The 21,194-nt window shown below is 45.1% G+C and carries 20 protein-coding genes; 9 read left to right on the top strand and 11 right to left on the bottom strand.

Going from position 1 to position 21,194, the window contains the following annotated elements; translation table 11 throughout:
• Positions 1-56: 56 nt before the first annotated feature.
• Together R3289_RS11750 and R3289_RS11745 are read left to right on the top strand one after the other, a co-directional pair.
• On the top strand, positions 57-539 hold the full coding sequence (locus R3289_RS11750) for a GreA/GreB family elongation factor (RefSeq protein WP_318925704.1): 483 nt from the start codon (positions 57-59) through the stop codon (positions 537-539).
• Positions 540-610: 71 nt separating this feature from the next.
• Entirely contained in the window at positions 611-1,276 is a 666-nt protein-coding gene (locus tag R3289_RS11745) for an alpha/beta hydrolase (protein WP_318925703.1), read from the top strand.
• A 205-nt stretch (positions 1,277-1,481) separates the two neighbouring features.
• On the opposite strand, the gene R3289_RS11740 is transcribed toward R3289_RS11745, so the two are convergent.
• The 4 genes from R3289_RS11740 to R3289_RS11725 form a co-directional block, all read right to left on the bottom strand.
• Positions 1,482-2,456: a LysR substrate-binding domain-containing protein gene (locus R3289_RS11740; protein WP_318925702.1), complete on the bottom strand. Its 975-nt coding sequence runs from the start codon at positions 2,454-2,456 to the stop codon at positions 1,482-1,484.
• Between the two features lie 355 nt (positions 2,457-2,811).
• Entirely contained in the window at positions 2,812-4,218 is a 1,407-nt protein-coding gene (locus R3289_RS11735; protein ID WP_318925701.1) for a YfcC family protein, read from the bottom strand.
• A 63-nt stretch (positions 4,219-4,281) separates the two neighbouring features.
• Positions 4,282-5,391 (bottom strand): NAD/NADP octopine/nopaline dehydrogenase family protein, encoded by a 1,110-nt coding sequence (locus tag R3289_RS11730; RefSeq protein ID WP_318925700.1) that lies wholly within the window; start codon positions 5,389-5,391, stop codon positions 4,282-4,284.
• A gap of 176 nt (positions 5,392-5,567) precedes the next feature.
• Positions 5,568-6,515 carry a LysR family transcriptional regulator gene (locus R3289_RS11725; RefSeq protein ID WP_318925699.1) on the bottom strand — a complete coding sequence of 316 codons (948 nt, stop codon included), beginning with the start codon at positions 6,513-6,515 and terminating at the stop codon, positions 5,568-5,570.
• 412 nt (positions 6,516-6,927) lie between these two features.
• Here R3289_RS11725 and R3289_RS11720 point away from each other — a divergent pair, with 412 nt between their 5' ends.
• Positions 6,928-8,241, top strand: coding sequence for an anaerobic C4-dicarboxylate transporter (locus R3289_RS11720; protein WP_318925698.1), 1,314 nt, complete (start codon positions 6,928-6,930; stop codon positions 8,239-8,241).
• Positions 8,242-8,423: 182 nt separating this feature from the next.
• Here R3289_RS11720 and R3289_RS11715 read toward each other — a convergent pair whose 3' ends face one another.
• Entirely contained in the window at positions 8,424-8,912 is a 489-nt protein-coding gene (locus R3289_RS11715) for a heme-binding protein (protein WP_318925696.1), read from the bottom strand.
• Between the two features lie 168 nt (positions 8,913-9,080).
• On the opposite strand from R3289_RS11715, the gene R3289_RS11710 reads away from it, so the two are divergent.
• The 4 genes from R3289_RS11710 to R3289_RS11695 all read left to right on the top strand — a co-directional run bounded on the left by R3289_RS11710 (position 9,081) and on the right by R3289_RS11695 (position 12,658).
• Positions 9,081-9,758 carry a response regulator transcription factor gene (locus R3289_RS11710; protein ID WP_318925695.1) on the top strand — a complete coding sequence of 226 codons (678 nt, stop codon included), beginning with the start codon at positions 9,081-9,083 and terminating at the stop codon, positions 9,756-9,758.
• Positions 9,736-11,169 carry a HAMP domain-containing sensor histidine kinase gene (locus tag R3289_RS11705; protein WP_318925693.1) on the top strand — a complete coding sequence of 478 codons (1,434 nt, stop codon included), beginning with the start codon at positions 9,736-9,738 and terminating at the stop codon, positions 11,167-11,169. Before R3289_RS11710 ends, R3289_RS11705 begins: the two co-directional genes overlap by 23 nt.
• A 138-nt stretch (positions 11,170-11,307) precedes the next feature.
• Positions 11,308-11,685, top strand: a complete 378-nt coding sequence (locus R3289_RS11700; protein ID WP_318925691.1) for an STAS/SEC14 domain-containing protein — start codon at positions 11,308-11,310, stop codon at positions 11,683-11,685.
• 97 nt (positions 11,686-11,782) lie between these two features.
• On the top strand, positions 11,783-12,658 hold the full coding sequence (locus R3289_RS11695; protein ID WP_318925690.1) for a 6-carboxytetrahydropterin synthase: 876 nt from the start codon (positions 11,783-11,785) through the stop codon (positions 12,656-12,658).
• Positions 12,659-12,822: 164 nt separating this feature from the next.
• Here R3289_RS11695 and R3289_RS11690 read toward each other — a convergent pair whose 3' ends face one another.
• Positions 12,823-14,622, bottom strand: a complete 1,800-nt coding sequence (locus tag R3289_RS11690) for an RICIN domain-containing protein (protein WP_318925688.1) — start codon at positions 14,620-14,622, stop codon at positions 12,823-12,825.
• A 315-nt stretch (positions 14,623-14,937) separates the two neighbouring features.
• On the opposite strand from R3289_RS11690, the gene R3289_RS11685 reads away from it, so the two are divergent.
• On the top strand, positions 14,938-16,185 hold the full coding sequence (locus tag R3289_RS11685) for an SGNH/GDSL hydrolase family protein (RefSeq protein ID WP_318925687.1): 1,248 nt from the start codon (positions 14,938-14,940) through the stop codon (positions 16,183-16,185).
• Positions 16,186-16,369: 184 nt separating this feature from the next.
• Here R3289_RS11685 and R3289_RS11680 read toward each other — a convergent pair whose 3' ends face one another.
• The 5 genes from R3289_RS11680 to R3289_RS11660 form a co-directional block, all read right to left on the bottom strand.
• Positions 16,370-17,773, bottom strand: a complete 1,404-nt coding sequence (locus R3289_RS11680) for a methyl-accepting chemotaxis protein (protein ID WP_318925686.1) — start codon at positions 17,771-17,773, stop codon at positions 16,370-16,372.
• Positions 17,774-18,003: 230 nt separating this feature from the next.
• Positions 18,004-18,489, bottom strand: a complete 486-nt coding sequence (locus R3289_RS11675; protein ID WP_318925684.1) for an acyl-CoA thioesterase — start codon at positions 18,487-18,489, stop codon at positions 18,004-18,006.
• Positions 18,490-18,742: 253 nt separating this feature from the next.
• Complete coding sequence (locus R3289_RS11670) at positions 18,743-18,991, bottom strand: thioredoxin family protein (protein ID WP_318925682.1); 249 nt, start codon at positions 18,989-18,991, stop codon at positions 18,743-18,745.
• Positions 18,992-19,001: 10 nt separating this feature from the next.
• A complete protein-coding gene (locus R3289_RS11665) occupies positions 19,002-19,985 on the bottom strand; it encodes a permease (RefSeq protein WP_318925681.1) in 984 nt (327 codons plus the stop codon).
• A 77-nt stretch (positions 19,986-20,062) separates the two neighbouring features.
• Positions 20,063-20,590 (bottom strand): sigma-70 family RNA polymerase sigma factor, encoded by a 528-nt coding sequence (locus R3289_RS11660; RefSeq protein WP_318925680.1) that lies wholly within the window; start codon positions 20,588-20,590, stop codon positions 20,063-20,065.
• 473 nt (positions 20,591-21,063) lie between these two features.
• Between R3289_RS11660 and R3289_RS11655 the strand changes: the two genes are divergently transcribed.
• A partial coding sequence (locus tag R3289_RS11655) for a cold-shock protein (RefSeq protein ID WP_318925888.1) occupies positions 21,064-21,194 on the top strand: 131 nt, incomplete at its 3' end.

The raw sequence follows: 21,194 nt of genomic DNA, 5'->3' as shown, positions 1-21,194 counted from the left end.
ATTTTGGGGTAGGATGTCGCCATGATGTCCCTCCGTTTTGTTGAAGATCTGTAAATATGAATAAATCCTTGTTGCTCAAGCAAATATTAGCAGCACTTGAGGCTATCCACCAGGGAGCGGTGGATGCCGCCATGAGGGCCTATAATACCGCGACCGATGATGAGAATGTCGCTGAGAATAAATATGATACATTGGCTCTGGAAGCCGCATACCTGGCCCAGGGACAGGCTCAGCGTGTTGCCGAATGCGAGGCAGATTTAGCCGCCTTTGAAAAGCTGGAACTGGCGAATTGCTCCGATCAAGAAGCGGTTGGGCTAGGCAGCCTGGTTTACCTTATTGACGGTTCCGGTTCTGAAAAATATCTGTTTTTAGGTCCGGCAGCCGGCGGGCTAAAGCTGACATTCTGCGACAAAGAAATCATCATTATTACCCCCTCGGCACCGCTTGGACAGGCCCTGTTAGGACGTTTTGTTGATGATGAAATCGACATAAACGTTGGCGGTCAAATTAAAAGCTACGAGATTGCGGCCATCTATTAGTCGGGCTATACCCATTTCGCTTTGTTTCGGTGTATGGTGGGGGATATCTCAGATTATTAGAAAAGCAGATCATGACTTACCTCTCTTGTGTTGAAGTAGAACCCAATGTTGAAGCCACCGCGACGATTATCTGGTTACATGGCCTAGGATCCAATGGCCATGATTTCGAAGCCATTCTTCCTGATTTAAAGCTTCCCCAGAATGCGCCGGTACGGTTTATCTTTCCTCATTCGCCATCGACCCCGGTGACCATCAATGGGGGGATCGTAATGCCGGCATGGTACGACATTCTGGAAATGGGGGCTGGCCGAAAACTTAATACAGATCAGCTGCTACATTCTGCCAGTCAGGTCGCGGCACTGATTGAACGAGAGATTGAGCGCGGTATTTCCAGTGAGCGTATTGTTATCGTCGGTTTTTCACAGGGGGGCGCTGTTGCTTACCAGACTGCCTTAAGCTTTCCGAAAAAATTAGCCGGACTACTGGCACTTTCGACCTATTTCCCGACCGCAGACAGCATTGAATTTGCGGAATGTAACCGCGCATTACCGATTGAAATCATGCATGGCCGTTTTGATCCTGTCGTTCTGTCAACAATGGGGCAGGAGGCTCTAAAAGCGTTAGAGAATAAAGGGTTTAAGCCTAACTGGCGTACTTACCCGATGGAACACAACGTCTGTCTGGAGCAAATCCAGGATATCTCAGCCTGGCTAAAGTACATACTTGATATTAAATGATAGCCGGAAGTGAAATCAGAAGTTGCATGGGGATATTCGGTTCATCATCAAGGAAATGACCTAATAGTGAATTTAAGCTAAGTACGTATTTATATTCAAACTTTATTAGGTCAACAATATAATTTAAATGATAACCAGTAAGAAAAAAGCCACTGCACCTTTAATGCGCAATGGCTTCTTTCTCTGACGTTTTATTTCAAACTTATTAATAGACCGGCAGTTTAAAATCGGTACACATATCTTCAACCTTCGAACGAGTCGTTTGACTCAGTACCTTTTCCATAACTTGCTTGGTTAAGTGAGGGGAGAAAGAAGAAATAAAATCATACATGTAATTCTGCAACAGTATATCTTTGCTAAAACAAATCCATGCTTTACTCGGCTCAAAAACATGATCCAGACTAATACAGGTTAAGTCCGTATGTTCTACATCTTGCGCAGCCAGCGAGGAAATGATGCCAATACCAAAACCTAATTCGACATAACGCTTGATCACATCGGCATCCATTACCGTCATAAAATAATTCGGGTTCAGATCCTGTGCCGAGAAGGCTTCTTCCTGTGTTGCCCGCCCTGTAGCCCCCATTTCATAGCTGAGTATAGGATACTGGCAAAGCTGCTCTAACGTCGGCTTTTCGCCATTGTCTAAAGGGTGTCCTTTGGGAACCACTAGAGAGAGCGTCCAGAGATAGGCCGGGAGAATGATTAAGTCATTATCATTACTCACATCGTGCGCCACAATAGAGAAATCGGAATATCCTTTACTAATCTTTCCTTTGGTTTGTGGCGGCAGAGTAGGGTGCAAATGGAAAGATATTTTCGGATATTTATTGATAAAATAGGAGACAGTTTTAGGCAGTAAATAGCGTGCGATAGTATGTGTTGTGTAAATATTCAAAGAACCTATGCTCGGGTCTAAATACTCGCGGGAAATGGCTTTGATTTTCTCTTCTAAAGCGAGCATTTTATCAAGCTCTGTAAATATTTTTTTGCCTACAGGAGTGATACCATGCAAATTCTTACCACGACGTTCAAAGATACGCACCCCTAATTCATTTTCTAGCAAGGCGATTTGCTTGCTGATGCCAGGCTGAGTAGTGAAAAGCATTTTAGAGGCGGCAGAGATATTAAGATTATTATCCTTAACTGACTTTAAATATCGTAGTTGCTGTAATTTCAAAGTATCGCTCCTGCATGAATATTTTAATTATCTGCGATCAATTATATTAATAATAACATTAAATCTTAGTTATCAATATGCTACTAATCCTAACATATTACAAGCTTCAGGTTGGATTTGGTCCAAAATTGATTTTTCCCAATCGCTTGAATTTCAATCACTTAACACTATCGAAATAAGATTATTATCACTTGAAGGATCACTACAGGGCGAAGCCACCGCCAACTGATGTGGTTTTATTTGTAAGGAGAGCGTCGAGGATGGGGGCGAGGTTCAGAAGTGACGGGGGAGATAATGCAATGAAAACAGATTGGAGAAAAAAGAGGGCCGGAGCCCTCCTGGAGACAAGGCTAATTTAGCCTAATACAACCCCTAAACTTAGCAGAGCCATTACCATGACACTAAGAATGCCAATTAAAGGGCCGATAAACTTGAGCCATGATGAATAGGCTACGCGGCCAATGGCTAACCCCCCCATGACAACACCCGACGTTGGGGTCACAAGGTTTGGCAAGCCAGAGGCTGACTGGAATGCGGTGACAACTAACTCACGACCGACACCGGCAAAGTCAGCTAATGGCGCAAGCACTGGCATAGAAAGTACGGCCAGACCAGAAGATGAAGGGACCACTAAACAAAGCACGGCTTCAATCCAATAGATGGCATTGATGAAGGCGATTTCATGTAGCCCGCCTAATAGGCCTTCTGCATAGTTGAGAATAGTGTGGGTAATATTGCCGTTATCCATTACAACCACTAGGCCGCGGGCGATGGCGATGATTAATGCCACGCCTAATAAATCTCGCGCGCCGTCAACAAAGCTATCGGTGATTTCGACCTCAGATAACCGGCCGACAAAACCAACAATGATACTGGATCCGATGAACAGTGCTGATAGTTCTGCCATCCACCAGCCAGCCACCGAAACGCCCCACATCATCACCGCAAAGGTCAGGCCGAAAATTGCTAATACCGCTTTTCGGGTGCCGGTTAGCTCTGGCGCTTGCTGTTCTTTGCTGTGAAGGAAATGACGTTCATTGTCATCTTTCTGATGCGCGACAATCGATGCTGACGGGTCGTGCTTCACCTTATCGGCATAACGCATGACATAAACAACACAGACAATCCAACCTAACGCGAGAATAATTGCGCGTAAGATGATACCTTCCATAAAGTTGATTTCAGCTGCATTAGACGCAATAACCGTTGCAAACGGATTAATGGTCGAACCTAAGCAGCCAATACCCGCACCCACCATGATGATAGCGACACCTACAATACTGTCATATCCGGCCGCAATCATTACCGGAATTAGCAGGGCATAGAAAGGAATGGTTTCTTCTGCCATGCCATAGACTGTGCCGCCCATTGCAAATAATCCCATCAGGATTGGGATCATCCATTTTTCGCGCCCGCCTAAACGTTTCATCGTGCCAGCAATACCAGCATCAATGGCACCTGTGCGAGTGACGACTGCAAGAAAGCCACCAATGACCAGGACAAATAAAGCGACATCAACGGCGCGAGCTGCGTAGCTTGATGGATCGTAGAAACCTTGAATGGGCGCCATTAACACTTCGACTATCCCTTGTGGGTTAGCTTCAACGGTTTGATACGATCCCACCTGAGGCACCATGCGCCCCAGGGTTTCGTTTTTCTCCATTTGGTATTGACCCGCGGGTATCACCCACGTTATTGCTGCCATTAAAACGGTCAATATCATTAAAATTGTGTAGGCAGAGGGAAATTTAATTTTCGTCATTAGGATATCCTCATTGAGTGGGGCAAATCGCCCCACAATTTGGGTGGTATTCCACCTTCTTTTTTATGCTACGAAGTCCATGATTGCTTTAACGGACATACCAGCAAGTCCCATTTTTTCCAGTGTTCGGCCTTCCTTGAAGTAATCAGTATCGTTGTAAGCGTTATCGATGTGCAGGCAGGATGTGACTAATGGTGTTTCGACCCCGGCGAGTTTGCCCAACTCATAGCAAGGTACCAGCAGATACGCGGCATCTTCTGTGATGTAGCGGTTACTGGCGGAATTCGGGGCACTGTTTAACTTACCGTGAGTTTCTGAGGTGCGGTTAACGTCATAAACGGTCTCGCATTGCATTGCATAGAGCGCATTCATGGCCTCAAGCTCAGGGAGCAGTTCCAGCCCCAGCGCTTTACCGACTGACTGGCGTTCATGCTCCATCACCGCTGCTGCTTTGGCGGTTGAAACCGAGCAGCAGTCTTTGTAGTAATTAAACTGGCCGTCAAAGTTTTCAAGCAATCCCATGTTGAGGGTAGTTAGTAGTGGATGGCCACCAAAATTAATATTCTCCATACCGGCACTGATCACGTTTGCCAAGCCGCGAAGCGGTAAAGGCATCACAGCCTGGAGTCGGGCAATGGCCTCGCGGGTTTGACTGGCCGGCAAGGCTGAAACCGGCAGGAACTCTTTCATGCCTAATATGGCAATTTCTGCCGGGCCGACAATACGGGTTGCCCATGGAATCGAAATGGCATCGACAAATGTAATATCGAGTTCAGCATAACCTTGTTCGGCTTTAATGCGATTGAGTACCAGTGAGCCGTAGTTACCCGGCATCAGCATGATGACTTGCCCGTCGCGCAGGTGGGGCAGCATCTCGATAAATAAAGGCTCTTGGGCAAACGAGGGGACGGGTAAAATCAGCAGATCAGAATAGGCAACCGTCTCCGCCAGATCCCGGCTTATTTTGTCAATGGCCTGAAAGCCTGAATAGGTCAGGGGCACATCGTTAAATTCGGCTAAAGCCGCAATGCCGCCGCGTTGCTCGATATCGCTAAGTGGCTGGTCAAAGCTTTTGGCACCAAACAGGCATACCTGTGCGCCATGAAGCGAAAAATGGTACGCCGCGGTTAACCCCGCATTGCCGGAGCCTATGATGGATACTTTAGCGTTCATCGCTCTTCCTTTGTTATGTTTCCTGGTGAAACCAGACTAAGGAATAGAGGGCGGTTTTGCCCAATGCAGAACGGCTAAGGTAGAATGCAAAAAAGTTATAGTTGGCGACAGGCTTCATTTTAATTTATTGTTATTAATAGTCTTTATTTTATTTTTTATCGAGGGTTACTTACCGGTTATCTGTGACTTGCGCCCATATCGTCTTCAACGAGATCACGCATCGGACCAATTTTCAGCTGAATATCCATCTCATCGGCGAGCAACAGAAACAGCTCGATGAACTGTTCGGCATGGCGGTGAACAGGCTTAAGGGCGGGATACAATATGTCGAAGTCAAATGGTAATGAGAATACCAGCGGGCGCATGACAACATCTTTATGCTCGCTGGCCATATGGGCGGTAAACGGATCGGTGATCGCAATGCCCACCCCTTCCCGAACCAATGCGGCAGCTGTACTGGCAAATGAGACTTCAATGTGTTCAATGGTGGTCAGTCCATAGCGCCGAAGTAAGGTATCAATGCGCCGCTGGGTGACGTCTTTCTCATGCCGAATCAATAACTGGCCGGCAATATCATAGATATCAATCACGCTTCTTTTGGCCAGCGGTGACTGTGCCGGTAACAAGCAGACGCATTCACATTCCACTTTCTGTGCTTTGACGCCGGCAAGATATTCATCGACAAAAGCAAAGCCGATATCGATGGTCTGGCTCTGAACCCGGCGTATAACATCTTCTGAGCGGTAGGTCTTAAAGCCTACCTTCATCCGGGATGAGTCTTTTAAAAACGTGGCCAGGATCCGGGGAAGAAAGGCATTTGACAGTAAGGGCATTACCGCAATGTTCAGGCTGCCAAAACGATGTGAGCGAATGGAATCTGCGGCATGATCCAATCCGGTGACGGCGTCGAACACTTTGGCCACTTCGAGGTAAAAAGCTTGCCCTTCATCACTTAATACCAGGCGATTTGCTTTGCGAAGAAACAGATCGAACCCCAGCCTCTGTTCCAGACCTGATAATAAACGACTCACGGCTGGCTGGCTTAAATTTAATCGTTCGGCTGCCGCTGTAACGGTTTGGCATTCAATGACGGCTTTAAAGGCATTGAGTTGTGAGAGCTTCATATGAGTCCGTTCTTGATATTGGATAGCTAACGCTAACAGAACTGGATGGTTATACCAATTCCAATCATTATCTGGGCTTTCTCGTGACGCTGTGTTGCGGGATTACCACGAATAAGGGCGTTGGTTAATGTTGCTATTTCTAAGCTGTTCATGTCCGCTATGTTCAATAAACAGCATCGTGTCAGCGATAAGTTGTACCGCCATCAATCCATTAAACATCTTTTTAAACAATAACATACAATTTACGGTTTAATTGTTAACATCAAAATCAACAAACCAGAAATAACCTCTCTATTAACAATGCTATTAGCAGTTTGTGTGATGAATGTTTGATTGTTATTGATATAAAACTAATACCATGTGCAACTTGAGTTTTCATGCTGTTTTAAACGTTGTCATCAAGGAGATTGATGTGTTTGTAATTGAATTTCTTATTGTACTTATCTGTATTTTGATTGGTGCCCGTATCGGGGGGATCGGTCTGGGTGTGATGGGTGGTGTTGGTCTGGCGGTATTGAGTTTTGTGTTTGGTCTGCAACCAACCAGTCCGCCGATTGATGTCATGTTAATGATCATGGCTGTCGTTGCCGCTGCCGCTTCCATGCAGGCTGCCGGAGGTCTTGATTTTCTGATCAAAATTGCGTCAAATATTTTGCGTAAAAATCCTCGTCAAATTACTTTTATTGCGCCGATTGTGACATATGTGTTTACCATGATGGCAGGTACCGGTCACGTTGCTTATTCTGTATTGCCGGTTATTGCTGAGGTGAGCCGTCGTAGCGGTATTCGCCCTGAGCGCCCGATGGGCATGGCCGTTATCGCCTCTCAGTTTGCGATTGTGGCCAGCCCGATTGCTGCCGCAGTTGTGGCGCTAGTCGCATTTCTTGAGCCTCAGGGTATTACCCTCGCCGATGTGCTGATGGTTACTATTCCGGCCACTTTCCTCGGCTTGACGGCTGCATGTGTGATTGTTAACAAGCTGGGTAAAGAGCTGAATGAAGACCCTGAATACCTTCGCCGTCTGGAAGATCCTGCTTTCCGTCAGGAAATGGAACAAGAGGTGAAGGTAGCGGAAATTGAGATCAAGCCTGAAGCAAAGAAAGCTGTATCTCTGTTCCTGTTTGGTGCGATTTCGGTTGTTGTTATGGGGGCTTTCCCGTCATTGCGTCCGAGCTTTGATGGCCAGGCGATGGGTATGGCACACACCATTGAAATTGTGATGCTGTCTATTGCGGCACTGATCATTCTGATCTGCAAACCTGATGGTTACGCGATTACGCAAGGCTCTGTGTTTCATGCCGGTATGCGCGCAATCGTGGCGATTTTCGGTATCGCATGGTTGGGCGATACGTTCATTGGCGGGCATGGCGCAATGGTGAAAGAAGCGGTCGCCGGTTTGGTAGAAGTCGCGCCATGGACCTTTGCATTTGCATTGTTTGGTCTGTCTGTGATGGTGAACAGCCAAGGGGCTACAACAGCAGTGCTGGTACCGGTGGCGATTGCACTGGGTTTACCACCTGAAGTCATTATTGCGACTTTCGTTGCGGTTAACGGTTATTTCTTTATACCTAACTACGGCCCGATCATCGCATCTATCGACTTTGACCGCACGGGAACCACCAATATTGGTAAATATATCTTCAACCACAGCTTTATGATCCCAGGCTTATTAAGCATGGTATTCAGTATCATCTTCGGTTTCATTTTTGCCGGGATTGTATTGTAAAGAATGGTTTTTTAGCGGCTTTGTAAGCCGTCAATGCACCCAGTATATAAAAGCACTGAGCGATCTCAGTGCTTTTAATTTACAGGAACTTATCTTACGTTTATCTGATGTACTGGCCCGGCAAAAGCCGGGCTAGCTTAATGTAATGGCTAAACAAGTGCTGCCGGGGGGAACTGGCTGTATTACATGACAGCCTTAATCGCCGCTTCTGCGCAAGCCACATCTAAATGACCACCCGGTGCTCCACCCACACCAATTGCGCCAACCACCTGATCTTTCGATTTTAACGGGATCCCGCCAGCCAAGAAGAGTAAGTTGTCATCCATATCTTTTAGAGGCACTAAGATTGGTTTATCAGCAATTGTTTTCATTAAATTTGCCGTGGGTTGTTTCATGCTAACTGCTGTGAAGGCTTTTTTGCGTGAACTGTCTAAAGTATGTGGTCCTGCATTATTATGGCGCAGCTGAGCCTGAACACGTCCGGAAAGATCAACCACGGTTGCCGTGACATTGTAACCGTCTTTGGCACATTGAGAGACAGCGTTTTGGGCGAGTTCAAAGGCGCTGGCCGAAGATAACTGTGTGAGGTTGACGGTTTTCTCTGCAGCAAAAAGCGGAGAAGAGCTTGAGAGCACAACGGCTGCGAGAAATAGCTTTGATTTTATGTTCATAGATAGTTCCTTAATCATGAGGATTATGTGTTTGCGTTAGCCACTAATATAATGGCTCATAATTGCCAGAATCTTGCTTCAACATTACAACTTTGTAATCAAATCAAATGTTGGCAAAATGATAGAATAATTAGATTGGTATTACATCGAGGTGTGGGAGAGAACCTTATGCATATCTTAGTGATCGAGGATGATCTCCATATCAGTGGTTTTTTGAAGCAAGGTTTTGAAGAGCTGCAATATCAAGTAACCTGTTGCGCTGACGGCAAGCAGGGCTATCAGTTAGCAACAATGGAATCGTTTGATCTGATAGTACTCGATTTAATGCTACCGACTTGGGATGGTATGGAAGTGCTGCGGAATATCCGCGGCGAGGGACACCAGGTACCGATTATTATCTTAAGTGCTCGTCATTCTGTGGAAGAAAAAGTGCAGGGACTGCAATCAGGGGCGGACGATTATTTGGTTAAGCCATTCGCATTTGCTGAACTTGCCGCTCGGTGTCAGATTTTGTTACGGCGTCAGGTTAGTTGTCATAATTCTAATCAGTTGAAATACAGAGAGTTAACTCTTGATCTACTGAGCCGAAAACTATTTCGTAGTGGAAAGGAAATTCCCCTAAAACAGAGGGAATTCATGCTAATGCAACTGTTTATGCAACAGCCTGAGAGAGTCTTTTCCAAAACAGTGATTCTGGAAACAATATGGGGTTATCAATTTGATCCGCAGACCAATGTCGTGGATGTCCTGGTTTGCCGTTTGCGTGCCCAGATTGATAGGGAGTTCGATCATCCGTTAATTCATACGATTCGCGGGGTCGGCTATGTCCTTAAAAATGAACGCTGAACAGTCGACAAGGTATGCGCAACGCAGGTTGTTTAGACGTTTTCTGGCGACGATAAGTTTATGTTTTGCCATAATCTTGCTTGGCATCGGTATGATACTGGCTTATCAGCTCGATAAAGAAGAAAAAAAACTGATGCGTTCGCTCGGGGCGGAATATCAGCGCATTTTGAAGTTTGAATCTGATGATAAAATGCAGCATGTTGTGGTCAATAACCCGTACCGTTTGATTGAAAATGCGATCAGTGTTGTGAGTAATACGGATGATGGAAGCTACAAATTGGTCAGTGGAGCAATGCTATCACTGACTGGCGTTAATCTATCGCAGTATCAATTGTCACAGCGCGACTGGTATGAATTATTAACAGAACCTGCTTATTATGCGGTGAGCCTGCCTGGTCAGCAGCAGCATTTCTGGCTGGTGCTAAATCTGAAGCCAAGGCTGAATTTGTTGTATCAGCAATGGGTATGGATAGCGATTGCCCTGGCTGCATTATGCAGTGTAATTTCATTAATTGTCTGGCGATTGATTAGATCGACGTTAGCACCTTTACATAGCTTAGCGAAAGGTATCGATCAGGCCAGTACCTGGTCACTAGATGCAATGTCTAACTTTATCGACCATGACCTTGAAAGTACGAAAGGGGAGCTAGGCGTCCTCAACCAAAGCGTAAATCAAGTACTCGGACGGTTAAAGGCGACTATTTCCAGCATGGGAAATACGTTAGATGCCATTGCACATGATTTAAGAACCCCTTTATCCAGAATTGTATTATCTACCGAAAAATCATTGCTCAGTCAGGCTCAGGGTGATGAGCTGAAACAGCAGATGCAGGCGGCGCTTTCAGACTGCGCCGAGTCAGCACAGCATGCCAGTAAAATGCTCAATACCCTGATGAAAATAAACGACGAGATTATCGGGAAACATCAGTTACAGCCCCAGCCTATTGAGCTAAAAGCCTTTATTGAAAATATTGGATCTTGGTACGAAGAGCTATCAGAAGAAACCTGTATTCCAGTATCAATGACCGGGTTGCATTCATGCCATCTTATCACCGAGCCCAATCGCTTAACTCAGATCCTGGTTAACCTGATTGACAACAGTTTTAAATATAGCCATGCCGGCGATCAGATCTTGTTGGAATGCGGCAACGATAAAGGTGGTCAGGTCGTTATCAAAGTCTCTGACACGGGTATTGGTATTGCCAAGGAACACCATGAACTCATCTTCAGGCGCTTGTATCGAGTTGACCAAAGCCGAAGCAAGTCAGGATATGGGCTTGGTTTAGCATTGGTGAAAGTGATGCTGAAAACATTAAACGGCCACATTAAGCTAGACTCTGAAGTCGGTAAGGGAACTTGTTTTCAAATAACGCTGCCTGCAGCGCTAAGAGCTGAAGAGACGACGGATTAAGAGCCAGGGTCGTACGGAATATGCTGCCTCCCCCCTGAGGAGGACATCAGCTACTACACTGTACTTTAAAGTGTTGTTTGATACTGGTATGAACATGATGAGTATCTGATGTGCCTAGTGCATTGCTTAGGAGGCTATATGGCGGATTCACACGGTTTAACTATGGTGGTTGAACGCGACGATGATAATTTCCTTATGGAGCTTAAAGCGAAAGGGAAGCTAACGCATGCTGATTACGAAAAGATCACACCAGAAATGGATCAGGTACTTGAAGGGATCAGCGAGCCGACGGTGAATATATTTTTTGATGGCGCTGAATTTGAAGGCTGGGAACTGCAGGCTGCCTGGGATGAATTAAAGCTGACTCTTAAGCATGGTAAGAAGTTCAGCAAAATTGCTGTCTACGGCAATAAAAGGTGGCTGGATATGATGTCTCATGCCGGCAGTTGGTTTATTTCCGGTGAGGTAAAGTATTTTGAAGAGCCGATGAAAGGATTAGCCTGGTTGAGGGAGTAACGGGGGTGATATTTCTGGCTCCGGTTTACTACGCACTTCAGGTGGGTATAATGCCCGGCTTAGTTAAACGACAACCATTATCAGAAAGGACTTCAGTTTGAAGCTATTTGTCAGAGATCTTACCGTTATCGATGCCTCATACCTGTGCGAGGAGCGCGGCATGGTGGGTGAAAGTTGGATTCTCGATGTGGTGATGTCGGGTGAGCTGAATGAAATGAGCATGGTGCTCGATTTTAGCCGAGTCAAGAAGCAAATCAAACAACTGGTGGATCAGTATGTTGATCATCGCCTAATTGTGCCGACGAAAAATGTGAATGTGAAAATGAGTCAGAGCAAGGATGGCTATGCGACCGTAGACTTGTTGCGTGGTGATAAAAGTATTCACTTACATTGCCCGGAACAGGCTTATTGCCTGATCGATGACAAGAAAGTGACGATTGGATCGGTTACCAGACATCTTCACCAGGTCTTAATCGGTAAGCTACCTGCCAATGTGCAAGGGCTGGAGCTCACCCTGCGCCATGAGAAAATTGATGGTGCGTTTTATCACTATACGCATGGCCTGAAAAAGCATGATGGTAACTGTCAGCGAATTGCTCACGGTCACCGTTCTCCGGTTGAACTCTTTGTTAACGGCGAACGAAGCGATGCGCTGGAACAGCAGTGGGCACAGCGTTGGCAAGACATTTATTTGGCAACCGCAGAAGATCAGGTGGCTGTCTCTGAGTTGAACCTGAGCGACTACGCAGCAGGTTTATCAGACGATAACCATTTCGGTTTCCGCTATACCACTGAGCAAGGCGAGTTTGAATTGGCTATTGCCAAATCAGAAACGGAAGTCATTGATACCGACACCACGGTTGAGCTTCTGGCTCATTACATCGCAAAAGAGGTAAATAAGTCATTACATGACGAGTCACTGGAAGTTGTCGCGTATGAAGGTGTAGGTAAAGGTGCTATGGCGTCGGTCTGATTAACTTCGCACCATAGATCCTTGCAGATATAAATGCTTCTCGATCTCTGTTATTCACTAGATAACAGTGCCACGAGAAGCATTTTTTGTTTGACCGAGGAGGTTAATTCTTTCAATAGAGACGTTTTTCACTGTGATAGTGTAGATTTCACAGAGATCAGAGCTTATGGTCTTATGGTACTAAAATCCGTAAAGCGGCTGGTATATAGTACGTTTTCTGGCATTTCATCCGTATCATCTAGCGTAACAATGCCAGGGATCTCAGTCGATGCGTCAATAGCATTGATAGTCCTGTCACTATTCACTGTGTAAAGAACATCATTGGCAAAACCGTTCGGCTCTTGCCAGTACCAAATTTGAGTATTTCTGGCAAAATCATCAGAGCAGTTAGTACTTAATGTTAACTTGCCTTCGGATGTTTCTAAGCACTGGTTAATATTAGCCACACTTCTATATCTTTTTTCCTGATCATAGATGAACGATTGTGACTTGGCTCCCTCGACACAGTTTTTAAACTGTAACGCAGAACCATCTACGACGGTCAGGCATTGAGGCGATTCTTGACTCAATAACGTGGATTTGATTGTTACAGCGTCGGCACCTAAAAACCATGGACTATTCCAATCAACCGTCACCGCAAACTGATCTGAATAAACCAGCTTCTCAAAATCCCGGTATGTTTTCCAATCCGGATCAGCACTTGTGTTGTCTGTCCATAGTTGGCTACCTGATGCATAGCGACGACCAATTACCCAGTTATTATGACCAAACAAGGCAAGGCTATTTACCGTTGTCTTAACCACTATTTCTGATGAGCCGGTCGTTCCTTCTTTTGCTGCAATTTTTGCCACAAAATCCGGCCGCAGACCACTAACCGCCAGCGGATTATTTGCTCTCAATTTATCAAAATTCCAAGGATTGCCCCGGCGCTCATCATAATCCCAGCACCAGCCATCAGCGGTTCCCAAATTGCAGAAACCATGCTCTGGATCTACCGATGAACCATATTTATTGTTCACGTATTTGATGTTGTAGCCGTCCTTGTTTGTTTTAGCGACCAGGCCAAATTCTTTTTTATTAGTAATGCTGTATTTGTCGGTAAACTTGTACTCAATGTCCTTGATCGGAATCTTAGGTGAAAAACCCAGTCCTACTTTTATACTGGTACTCGTTTCCTTTTCTATTTTCGATTCAACCTGATCTTGCATTCTCGGATACAGATCATTTAGATAGATCTGTCCGGATGACAATTTAGCGTTATCATTTACCTTAATGCCGACATCTATTTCATCAAGGTACTCATTGTATACGTAGCTTGTGTGACTATTATGATACCAACGGCGATAAATATCGGACCAGCTGTCTGACATCCCCATATCAACACCTGAGCCCTCGGCGAGCACAATTTCCACGAATTTGTCTTTATCACCGGATCGGGCATAGAAAGGTGATTTGCTGTAATACCTGACTTTATATTTTAACGTTACATTGCCCTTGCCCTGCCTTTCGACATTGAAGCGTCTATGTATGATGAACTCCATCACACTGCCGTTGTCTTGAGAGACGGATCGGCGGGTTCGGTTTAACTTACTCAAATCAGTTACAAGATTTGAAGCAATATATTCAAGATCAAGTGTATCAAGAAGGTAGATCTCTCTTTTCTTGAGCTCGTTTGGTTTGGTAACCAATACATACTCACTATCCACCCCTAGGCCCAAAAGACTCGATGTAAAAGATCTCCGCTCCTCGGAACTTATACCACTGAAATTGAAGATATAATAATTACAACTGGGTGAAATGATTCCTTCAGAGCCGTATAAATGACATTCTTCCTGGAAGTAAGGTGTCGTTGTCTGAATCAAGTCTGAGATGGGATCTGTTTGGTCAACATTTGATGCATAACAGATTGAGCTTGATGCCATCACCAAGCTCATGCCAATAACAGAATTTACTATTTTTCTCATGCTCTATCCCCTTGTTAGAAGCTGGCCGCAGATCAACCAAAGGGTCGATATCTGAGCGAGCATGTTAAGTGATCCCTCAATAAAATGCCCAGATAGCTATGCATTTGCGAGTGAAAATGCGCACATTGTCATGCTATCAACGCTTTTATGTCTCCTGAGAATTCAATTTTGCGCGCTAGCAGCATCGTTAAGCCTAAAATTCAGTACATTTATTGTGAGAATTGTTCAGTAAATTGGATAAAAAAGGTGAATGGAAAATGTTGGAGTGTTCTAATTTAGAGTAAATACACAATAACTAACAATAAGTAGATAATAATGAAAAAATCCATTTTACTGCTCTCTCTGCTATTTCCATTGGCTTCTCAAGCATCAGATAGCGCACCAATAACGCCAGAGGCAATTACTGCAGCACAAGTCAGCAGTGTTCAGTCTGCAGAAACATACACTTATGTCAGGTGCTGGTACCGCCCAGCCGCCACCCACGATGATTCGGCGACGGAATGGGAATGGGCATTGAATGAAGATGGCAGTTATTACAGTATTCCGGGCTATTGGTATTCTTCCGTATCCTTCAAAAACATGTTTTATACCAGTGAGCCTCAGGAAAAGATCAAAAAGCGATGTGATGAAACGTTGGATGTAACGCATGAAACTGCAGATATAACTTACTTTGCGTCTGATAAGCGTTTCTCATACAACCATTCAATCTGGACGAACGACAATGCATTTCAACCAGCTGCGATCAATAAAATGGTCGTGTTTGGTGACAGCCTGTCGGATACCGGTAACATGTTTAACGGTTCTCAATGGATTTTTCCGAACAGTAACTCTTGGTTCTTAGGGCACTTTTCTAACGGTTTCGTCTGGACGGAATACTTGGCTAAAAATAAGAACATCCCGCTTTACAACTGGGCAGTGGGTGGCGCTGCGGGGACAAACCAGTATGTCGCACTGACAGGTGTATACGATCAGGTAACCTCTTATCTGACCTATATGAAGATGGCCAAAAACTATCACCCAGAAAATACCTTGTTTACGCTTGAATTCGGATTGAACGACTTCATGAATTATGAGCGTGAAGTGCCGGAGGTAAAAGCCGACTACAGCGCCGCGATGATCCGCCTGACTGATGCGGGGGCGAAAAACATCTTATTGCTGACTCTGCCTGATGCAACCAAAGCGCCTCAGTTTAAGTACTCTACACAAGAGGAAGTGTTAGTGGTCAGACAGAAGATTGAAGAGTTTAATCAATACATCCGCGAACAAGCCGAGTACTATCAAAACAAAGGCATCAACGTGGAACTGTATGATGCGTATTCATTGTTCAAACAAATGACAAGCAATCCTCAGCAACACGGCTTTCAAAATGCTTCAGAGCCTTGCTTAGACATCAACCGTAGCTCAGCCCTGGATTATCTATATAGCCACCGCCTAACAAACGAATGTGCGTACTATGGCTCTGATTCGCACGTATTTTGGGGTGTGACTCATCCGACTACCGCAACTCACAAATACATTGCAGATCGTATTCTTGAATCCGCCTTCAACAAATTTGTGTTTTAAGTAAATCTGAGTCTACGAAGGTGACATAACATAGGCTAAGCACCCATGCTTGGCCTTTTTTCTCTGTGCTTTTCTAACATGTCTATTTATGCAGGAAGCTGGAATGTGAACATAGAGAGACTTATTGGGACAAGATACTGCCCCAATAAGTGCTTTATCAAGAAGAGGTGTGCGGGGCAGAGAGTTAGACGATCAGATCTTTCATCAAGCTTTCCAGTTCATCGGCTTGCTGGTTGAGGCGCTGGATTTCACTGGAAGACTGAGTCACCATATCAGCAACTTTACGTGACTGCATGCGTACCTGCTCAACGTCTGAAGCAATATTATCAGCTACCGCACCTTGTTCTTCTGCCGCTGCGGCGATTTCGATACTGCGATCAGCAATATACTGGTTCTTTTCTGAAATAAGACCAATATCCTGACTGACGGAGCTCATCATATGTTCACTGGATTCAGCATTATTCACCGTCTGGTGCATCACTTTCATCAGACTCTGACTGTTGTTTTGCAGCGCTTCAATCATTTTTTGGATTTCAACGGTGGCATTTTGTGTACGGCCAGCCAGAGTGCGAACTTCATCGGCCACAACCGCAAAACCACGGCCCTGTTCACCAGCGCGTGCCGCTTCGATTGCTGCATTGAGTGCCAGTAGGTTGGTTTGTTCTGAAATAGCGTTAATCGTGGTGACCACGTCATCAATTTGAGCTGCGTTGCTATCGAGTTCGGCCACGGCTTCCGCGGCTGAATTGATCTCAGTGCCCAGTTGATTAATGGCTGTAAGGGTTTGGGTGACTTGTGCTAAGCCCTGCGCCGTGACTTGTGTGGCTTCGCTGGTCTGGGTTGACGTGTCCTGTGCATGGCTGGCAACTTCACGAACAGAGCTGGCCATCTGCTCTGTGGCACTGGCCAGAGAGTCAATGCGTTCTTGCTGCTGATTGGTTAAGCCTTCGTTTTCACTGCTGCGCTGGCGAAGCTCAGAGCTGATTTGCTGAATTAACGCAATTGCTTCCTGAGTCGCTTTGACAAACTGATGCTCACGTTCGGAAACGCGATCTACAGTTTGTGCGATCAGATTAAATTCATTACGGGCAGGGGCATAGTTGATACGTGCTGCCAGATCGCCATCGGCGAGACGCTTAACGGCTTCGTAAATGTTAAACAGAGCGCCGCCCATAAACGTCATAATGTAGTGTAAGCAAAGAATAATAAACAGGCAGGCGGCAGCAATAATAGCGGTATGGGTAATCGTCATCTCAGAAAGCAGGTTCGGTTGCTCTTTGGTTGTCAGGCTGTAGCCAGCGTTTGTAACCTGAGTGGTTGCAACACCGTTGGTACCAACCTGAATATTACTGTTTGTCAGAATACGGCTGACGTCACCTTGGTTAAGATCCGATTGTGCAATCAGAGTAGCAACGGTTTCCATCTCTTGTTGCAGCAATCGGTTTTGCTGGTTCTGTGAGGCATCCATTAATGTCATGCTCACAACGATGATGGCAAAAAGCGGGGCAAAAAAGAGAATTAAAAAGTTTTCCTGTATTTTCACATCGACAAGATATTTATCGATCCAACGGAATGCAACTTCTTTCATTATTAGTATCCTGACTGTTGGTAATAAGTAACGCGGCCTATTAAGTTGTTCGTATTATGAATGTAAATTGAAATTAAATACGTTGAAGTTGGTGATCAGCGTCACGTTGGAGTGAAAAATAAGTTTGTAGTTACGGTATTAAATGGGGGGGATTGCACTAATTTAAGTGGGTCTGGTCAAAATAAGGCTAAGAAAAAGCTGTCAGAGTGACAGCCCTTGGAACGATGGCATCATTTCAGATACTCTACGTGTGCCTCCATCTCTTCACCAATTTCTTGACGCATATTCATCAACTTAATCGCGGAATCTCGCAATTTCTTATCTTCGGCTGTTTGCGGAATCCATTCAGGAATTGGCGTGGGTTTCCCGTCTTCATCAACGGCAACCATAATGACAATGCAATGTGTGGTTAAGCGTCTTTCCAGTTGTTTCGGATCGCTTGCCTGCACATCAATAGCAATGTGCATTGAAGATCTGCCGGTATAAATGACCTTGGCACTGACTTCAACCAGATTCCCCACATGGATTGGTGCGACAAAACGGATCCCTCCGGCGTAGGCGGTAATGCAATATTTTGCACTCCAACCTGCCGAGCAGGCATAGGCGGCCAAATCGATCCATTTCATTACTGCGCCACCATGAACCTTGCCGCCAAAGTTGACATCACCGGGCTCGGCTAAAAATCTGAGTGTGATGTCGCGCTGTCTACCGTCCATATAGCAATCCCTTGAGAGGTTAAAAAAGAGAAATCATTTTAACGGCAAAACCGCTCTCTAGCCAACAGCTTAGCCCCATGCGAAGTTGCACAGGGCTAAACATTGTTGATGAACTTGTTATTGTATTTAGTTCCGTAATCAAATGAGTTCATGTAACTGAACCTTGCGTGGCGACTTGCTGTCACAATCGCTATTGGAAGCAGTACTTTTTATGTGTTTCTTCTTTCGCACATCAAGGGTACCTAGATCTTTCTTATTTTTGTGTGTCTGACTCAAGTAAGCGCATCACCTTGTTATAGCCAGGTACGGAACCGGAATGACATAACTGACCATCAATCGCGACTGCAGGTGTACTCATGACGCCAGCCTTCATGATCAATTCCAGATTTGTTACTTTTTCAAGTTCGATTTCCACCCCCAGATCTGCTGCGGCCTGAGTGAAAGTATCCGCTGTTATTGCACAATTTTTACAACCTGAACCATAGACCAGTATGTGTTTCATCGTTGACTCCTTAAAATACAACGTAGTTGAACAGCCATCCCACTACCGTGAAAGCAAAAAAGAGATAACTGAAAATGACAAAGAGAAGGCGGTAAGTCATCACCTGTTTCAGCATCATGAATTCCGGCAGGCTGGCTGCAACAGCACTCATGCAGAATGCCAGGGTGGTGCCGAGCGGCACGCCTTTGGTTAATAACGTTTCCATGATGGGAATAATCGCAGTGGCATTGGTGTACATAGGAATAGCGATCAGCGATGCCACAGGTACAGACCACCATTGACCCGCACCCAAATTTTCGCTGATCCAAACTTGCGGGATAAAGCCATGTATAAAGGCACCAATACCAACGCCAATAATTACCCATTGCCATATTCGGCTAATGATCATCATGGTTTCTTGTTTCGCAAATTGATGGCGGTCTTTCAGCGTTAATGTTTTGTGCTCGGTAGCATCTTGATACACTGTCTCGGCTCCAGCGGAATATTGATTGGCAAGAAAGGGCTGCAGCCAGCGTTCGGCTTTCAAGGCGTCGATGAGGATCCCCCCGGTAACGCCAAGCAGCAGGCCAACAGAGATGTAAGCAAGCATGAACTTGAAACCAAGCAGGCTACCCAACAAAACAATAGCAACTTCATTGATGAGCGGAGAGGTCAGTAAGAAGGCCATTGTTACCCCCAATGGGATACGAGCAGACACAAACCCCATAAACAGCGGGATGGAACTGCACGAACAAAAAGGGGTGACGGAGCCAAAAACGGCGCCAAGAATATAACCCAGAAAACGGTTCTTACCTTGCAGGTAATCGCGAACACGCTCGACGTTGAGAGAGGCGCGGGCCAGGGCTATGAAATAGATCAGCCCGAACAATAGCGCATAAATTTTAGACGTGTCTTCAATGAAGAAATGAACCCCTTCTGCCAGCCTGGACCCCGGTTCAAGCTGCAAAACTGAGTAGCTGAGCCAAGAGGCGAGCTGCGTAAATATTGATAACATGAAGCTTTTCTCGCTATGTATTATGGTAACTAACACGAAGCAAGGCTGAAAAGGATGCAATTATCTTCAGGTGTTTTTCATGATTTTCGGCGTGGAACATAGCTATATACTTTTTGCCCCGTGAGTTTTACCTGGCAGGCACAGGTCAGATGTTGTTTGAGTTTTTGTCGTGCGCGCTGAATACGAGATTTTGCACCTGCTGTTGAGATGTCTTTCAACTGGGCATAATCAGCCTGAGTCATTCCGTTTAAATCACAACACTCAATGACATCCCTGTCTTCATCATCTAGCTCTGAGAGCACCCGAGGTAAACACGACAAAAGACCGGTGATTGGGGCTTCTTCTTGTTCGTTAATGTTGACATCAGCAGTGAGTTCATCAACCGGATGGTAAGTTCTTATATGGTCTATCAGTGTGTTGCGGACCATTTTAAATAACCAGGATCGAGCATTGTCTAAAGAGCAGAATCTTTCCTGATGCTTCATCGCTTTAAGGAAGGTCTCTTGCATAAGATCTTCTGCTTGCTCAACATCGTGGGTTTGGCATATCAGCCAGGCTTTAATATCGCTTTCATTATGCTGCCAGGCTTGCATCAGGCATTTCATTTGTGAACCCCATATAGATAAATGCTTTAACAAGCTCTCACTGTAAATAATGGCCAACGTTAGTGCTTCACATAGAGTCCATTAATGTGATGGCTGAGAACCTTTTCAAGGTACTGTCATGTTTTCTTAAGCCACGGCTATATCAGACAGAGGGCGTTGACTCGGTCTAATGAATACCAGAGGGGAATAATTGTATAGGAAATCAGCAGTCTGCTGGTAAAGCCCACTTTTGCTCAAAAAACTGGAAATAAACATACACAAATCACTGACACATGATATTATCCGTGTCGGCTGTAATTCAGACCTATTTATAATATGCAAAATTATGTTTTAGAAAACCTTCGCTGCACCGCTTTACCGAGTATGTTGTTATGAAGATTTCCACTCATAAGTTTCGTTCACGTAAATAATTCTTGTTCTGGCTATAACCGCATTATTGCGAATTATTTTATTGAAAAATTTTTGGAGACATCATGTCTAAGACAACTGGTATCGTTAAGTGGTTTAACGAAGAGAAAGGTTTCGGTTTCATCACTCAAGACAACGGCGGCGCAGACGTATTCGTACACTTCCGTGCAATCGCTTCTGAAGGCTTCAAAACTCT

This window comes from Photobacterium sp. (genome assembly GCF_033720175.1).
Taxonomy (GTDB): domain Bacteria; phylum Pseudomonadota; class Gammaproteobacteria; order Enterobacterales; family Vibrionaceae; genus Photobacterium.
Note: the sequence above shows the minus strand (reverse complement) of the source record. Positions and strands in the feature narration are given on the sequence as shown.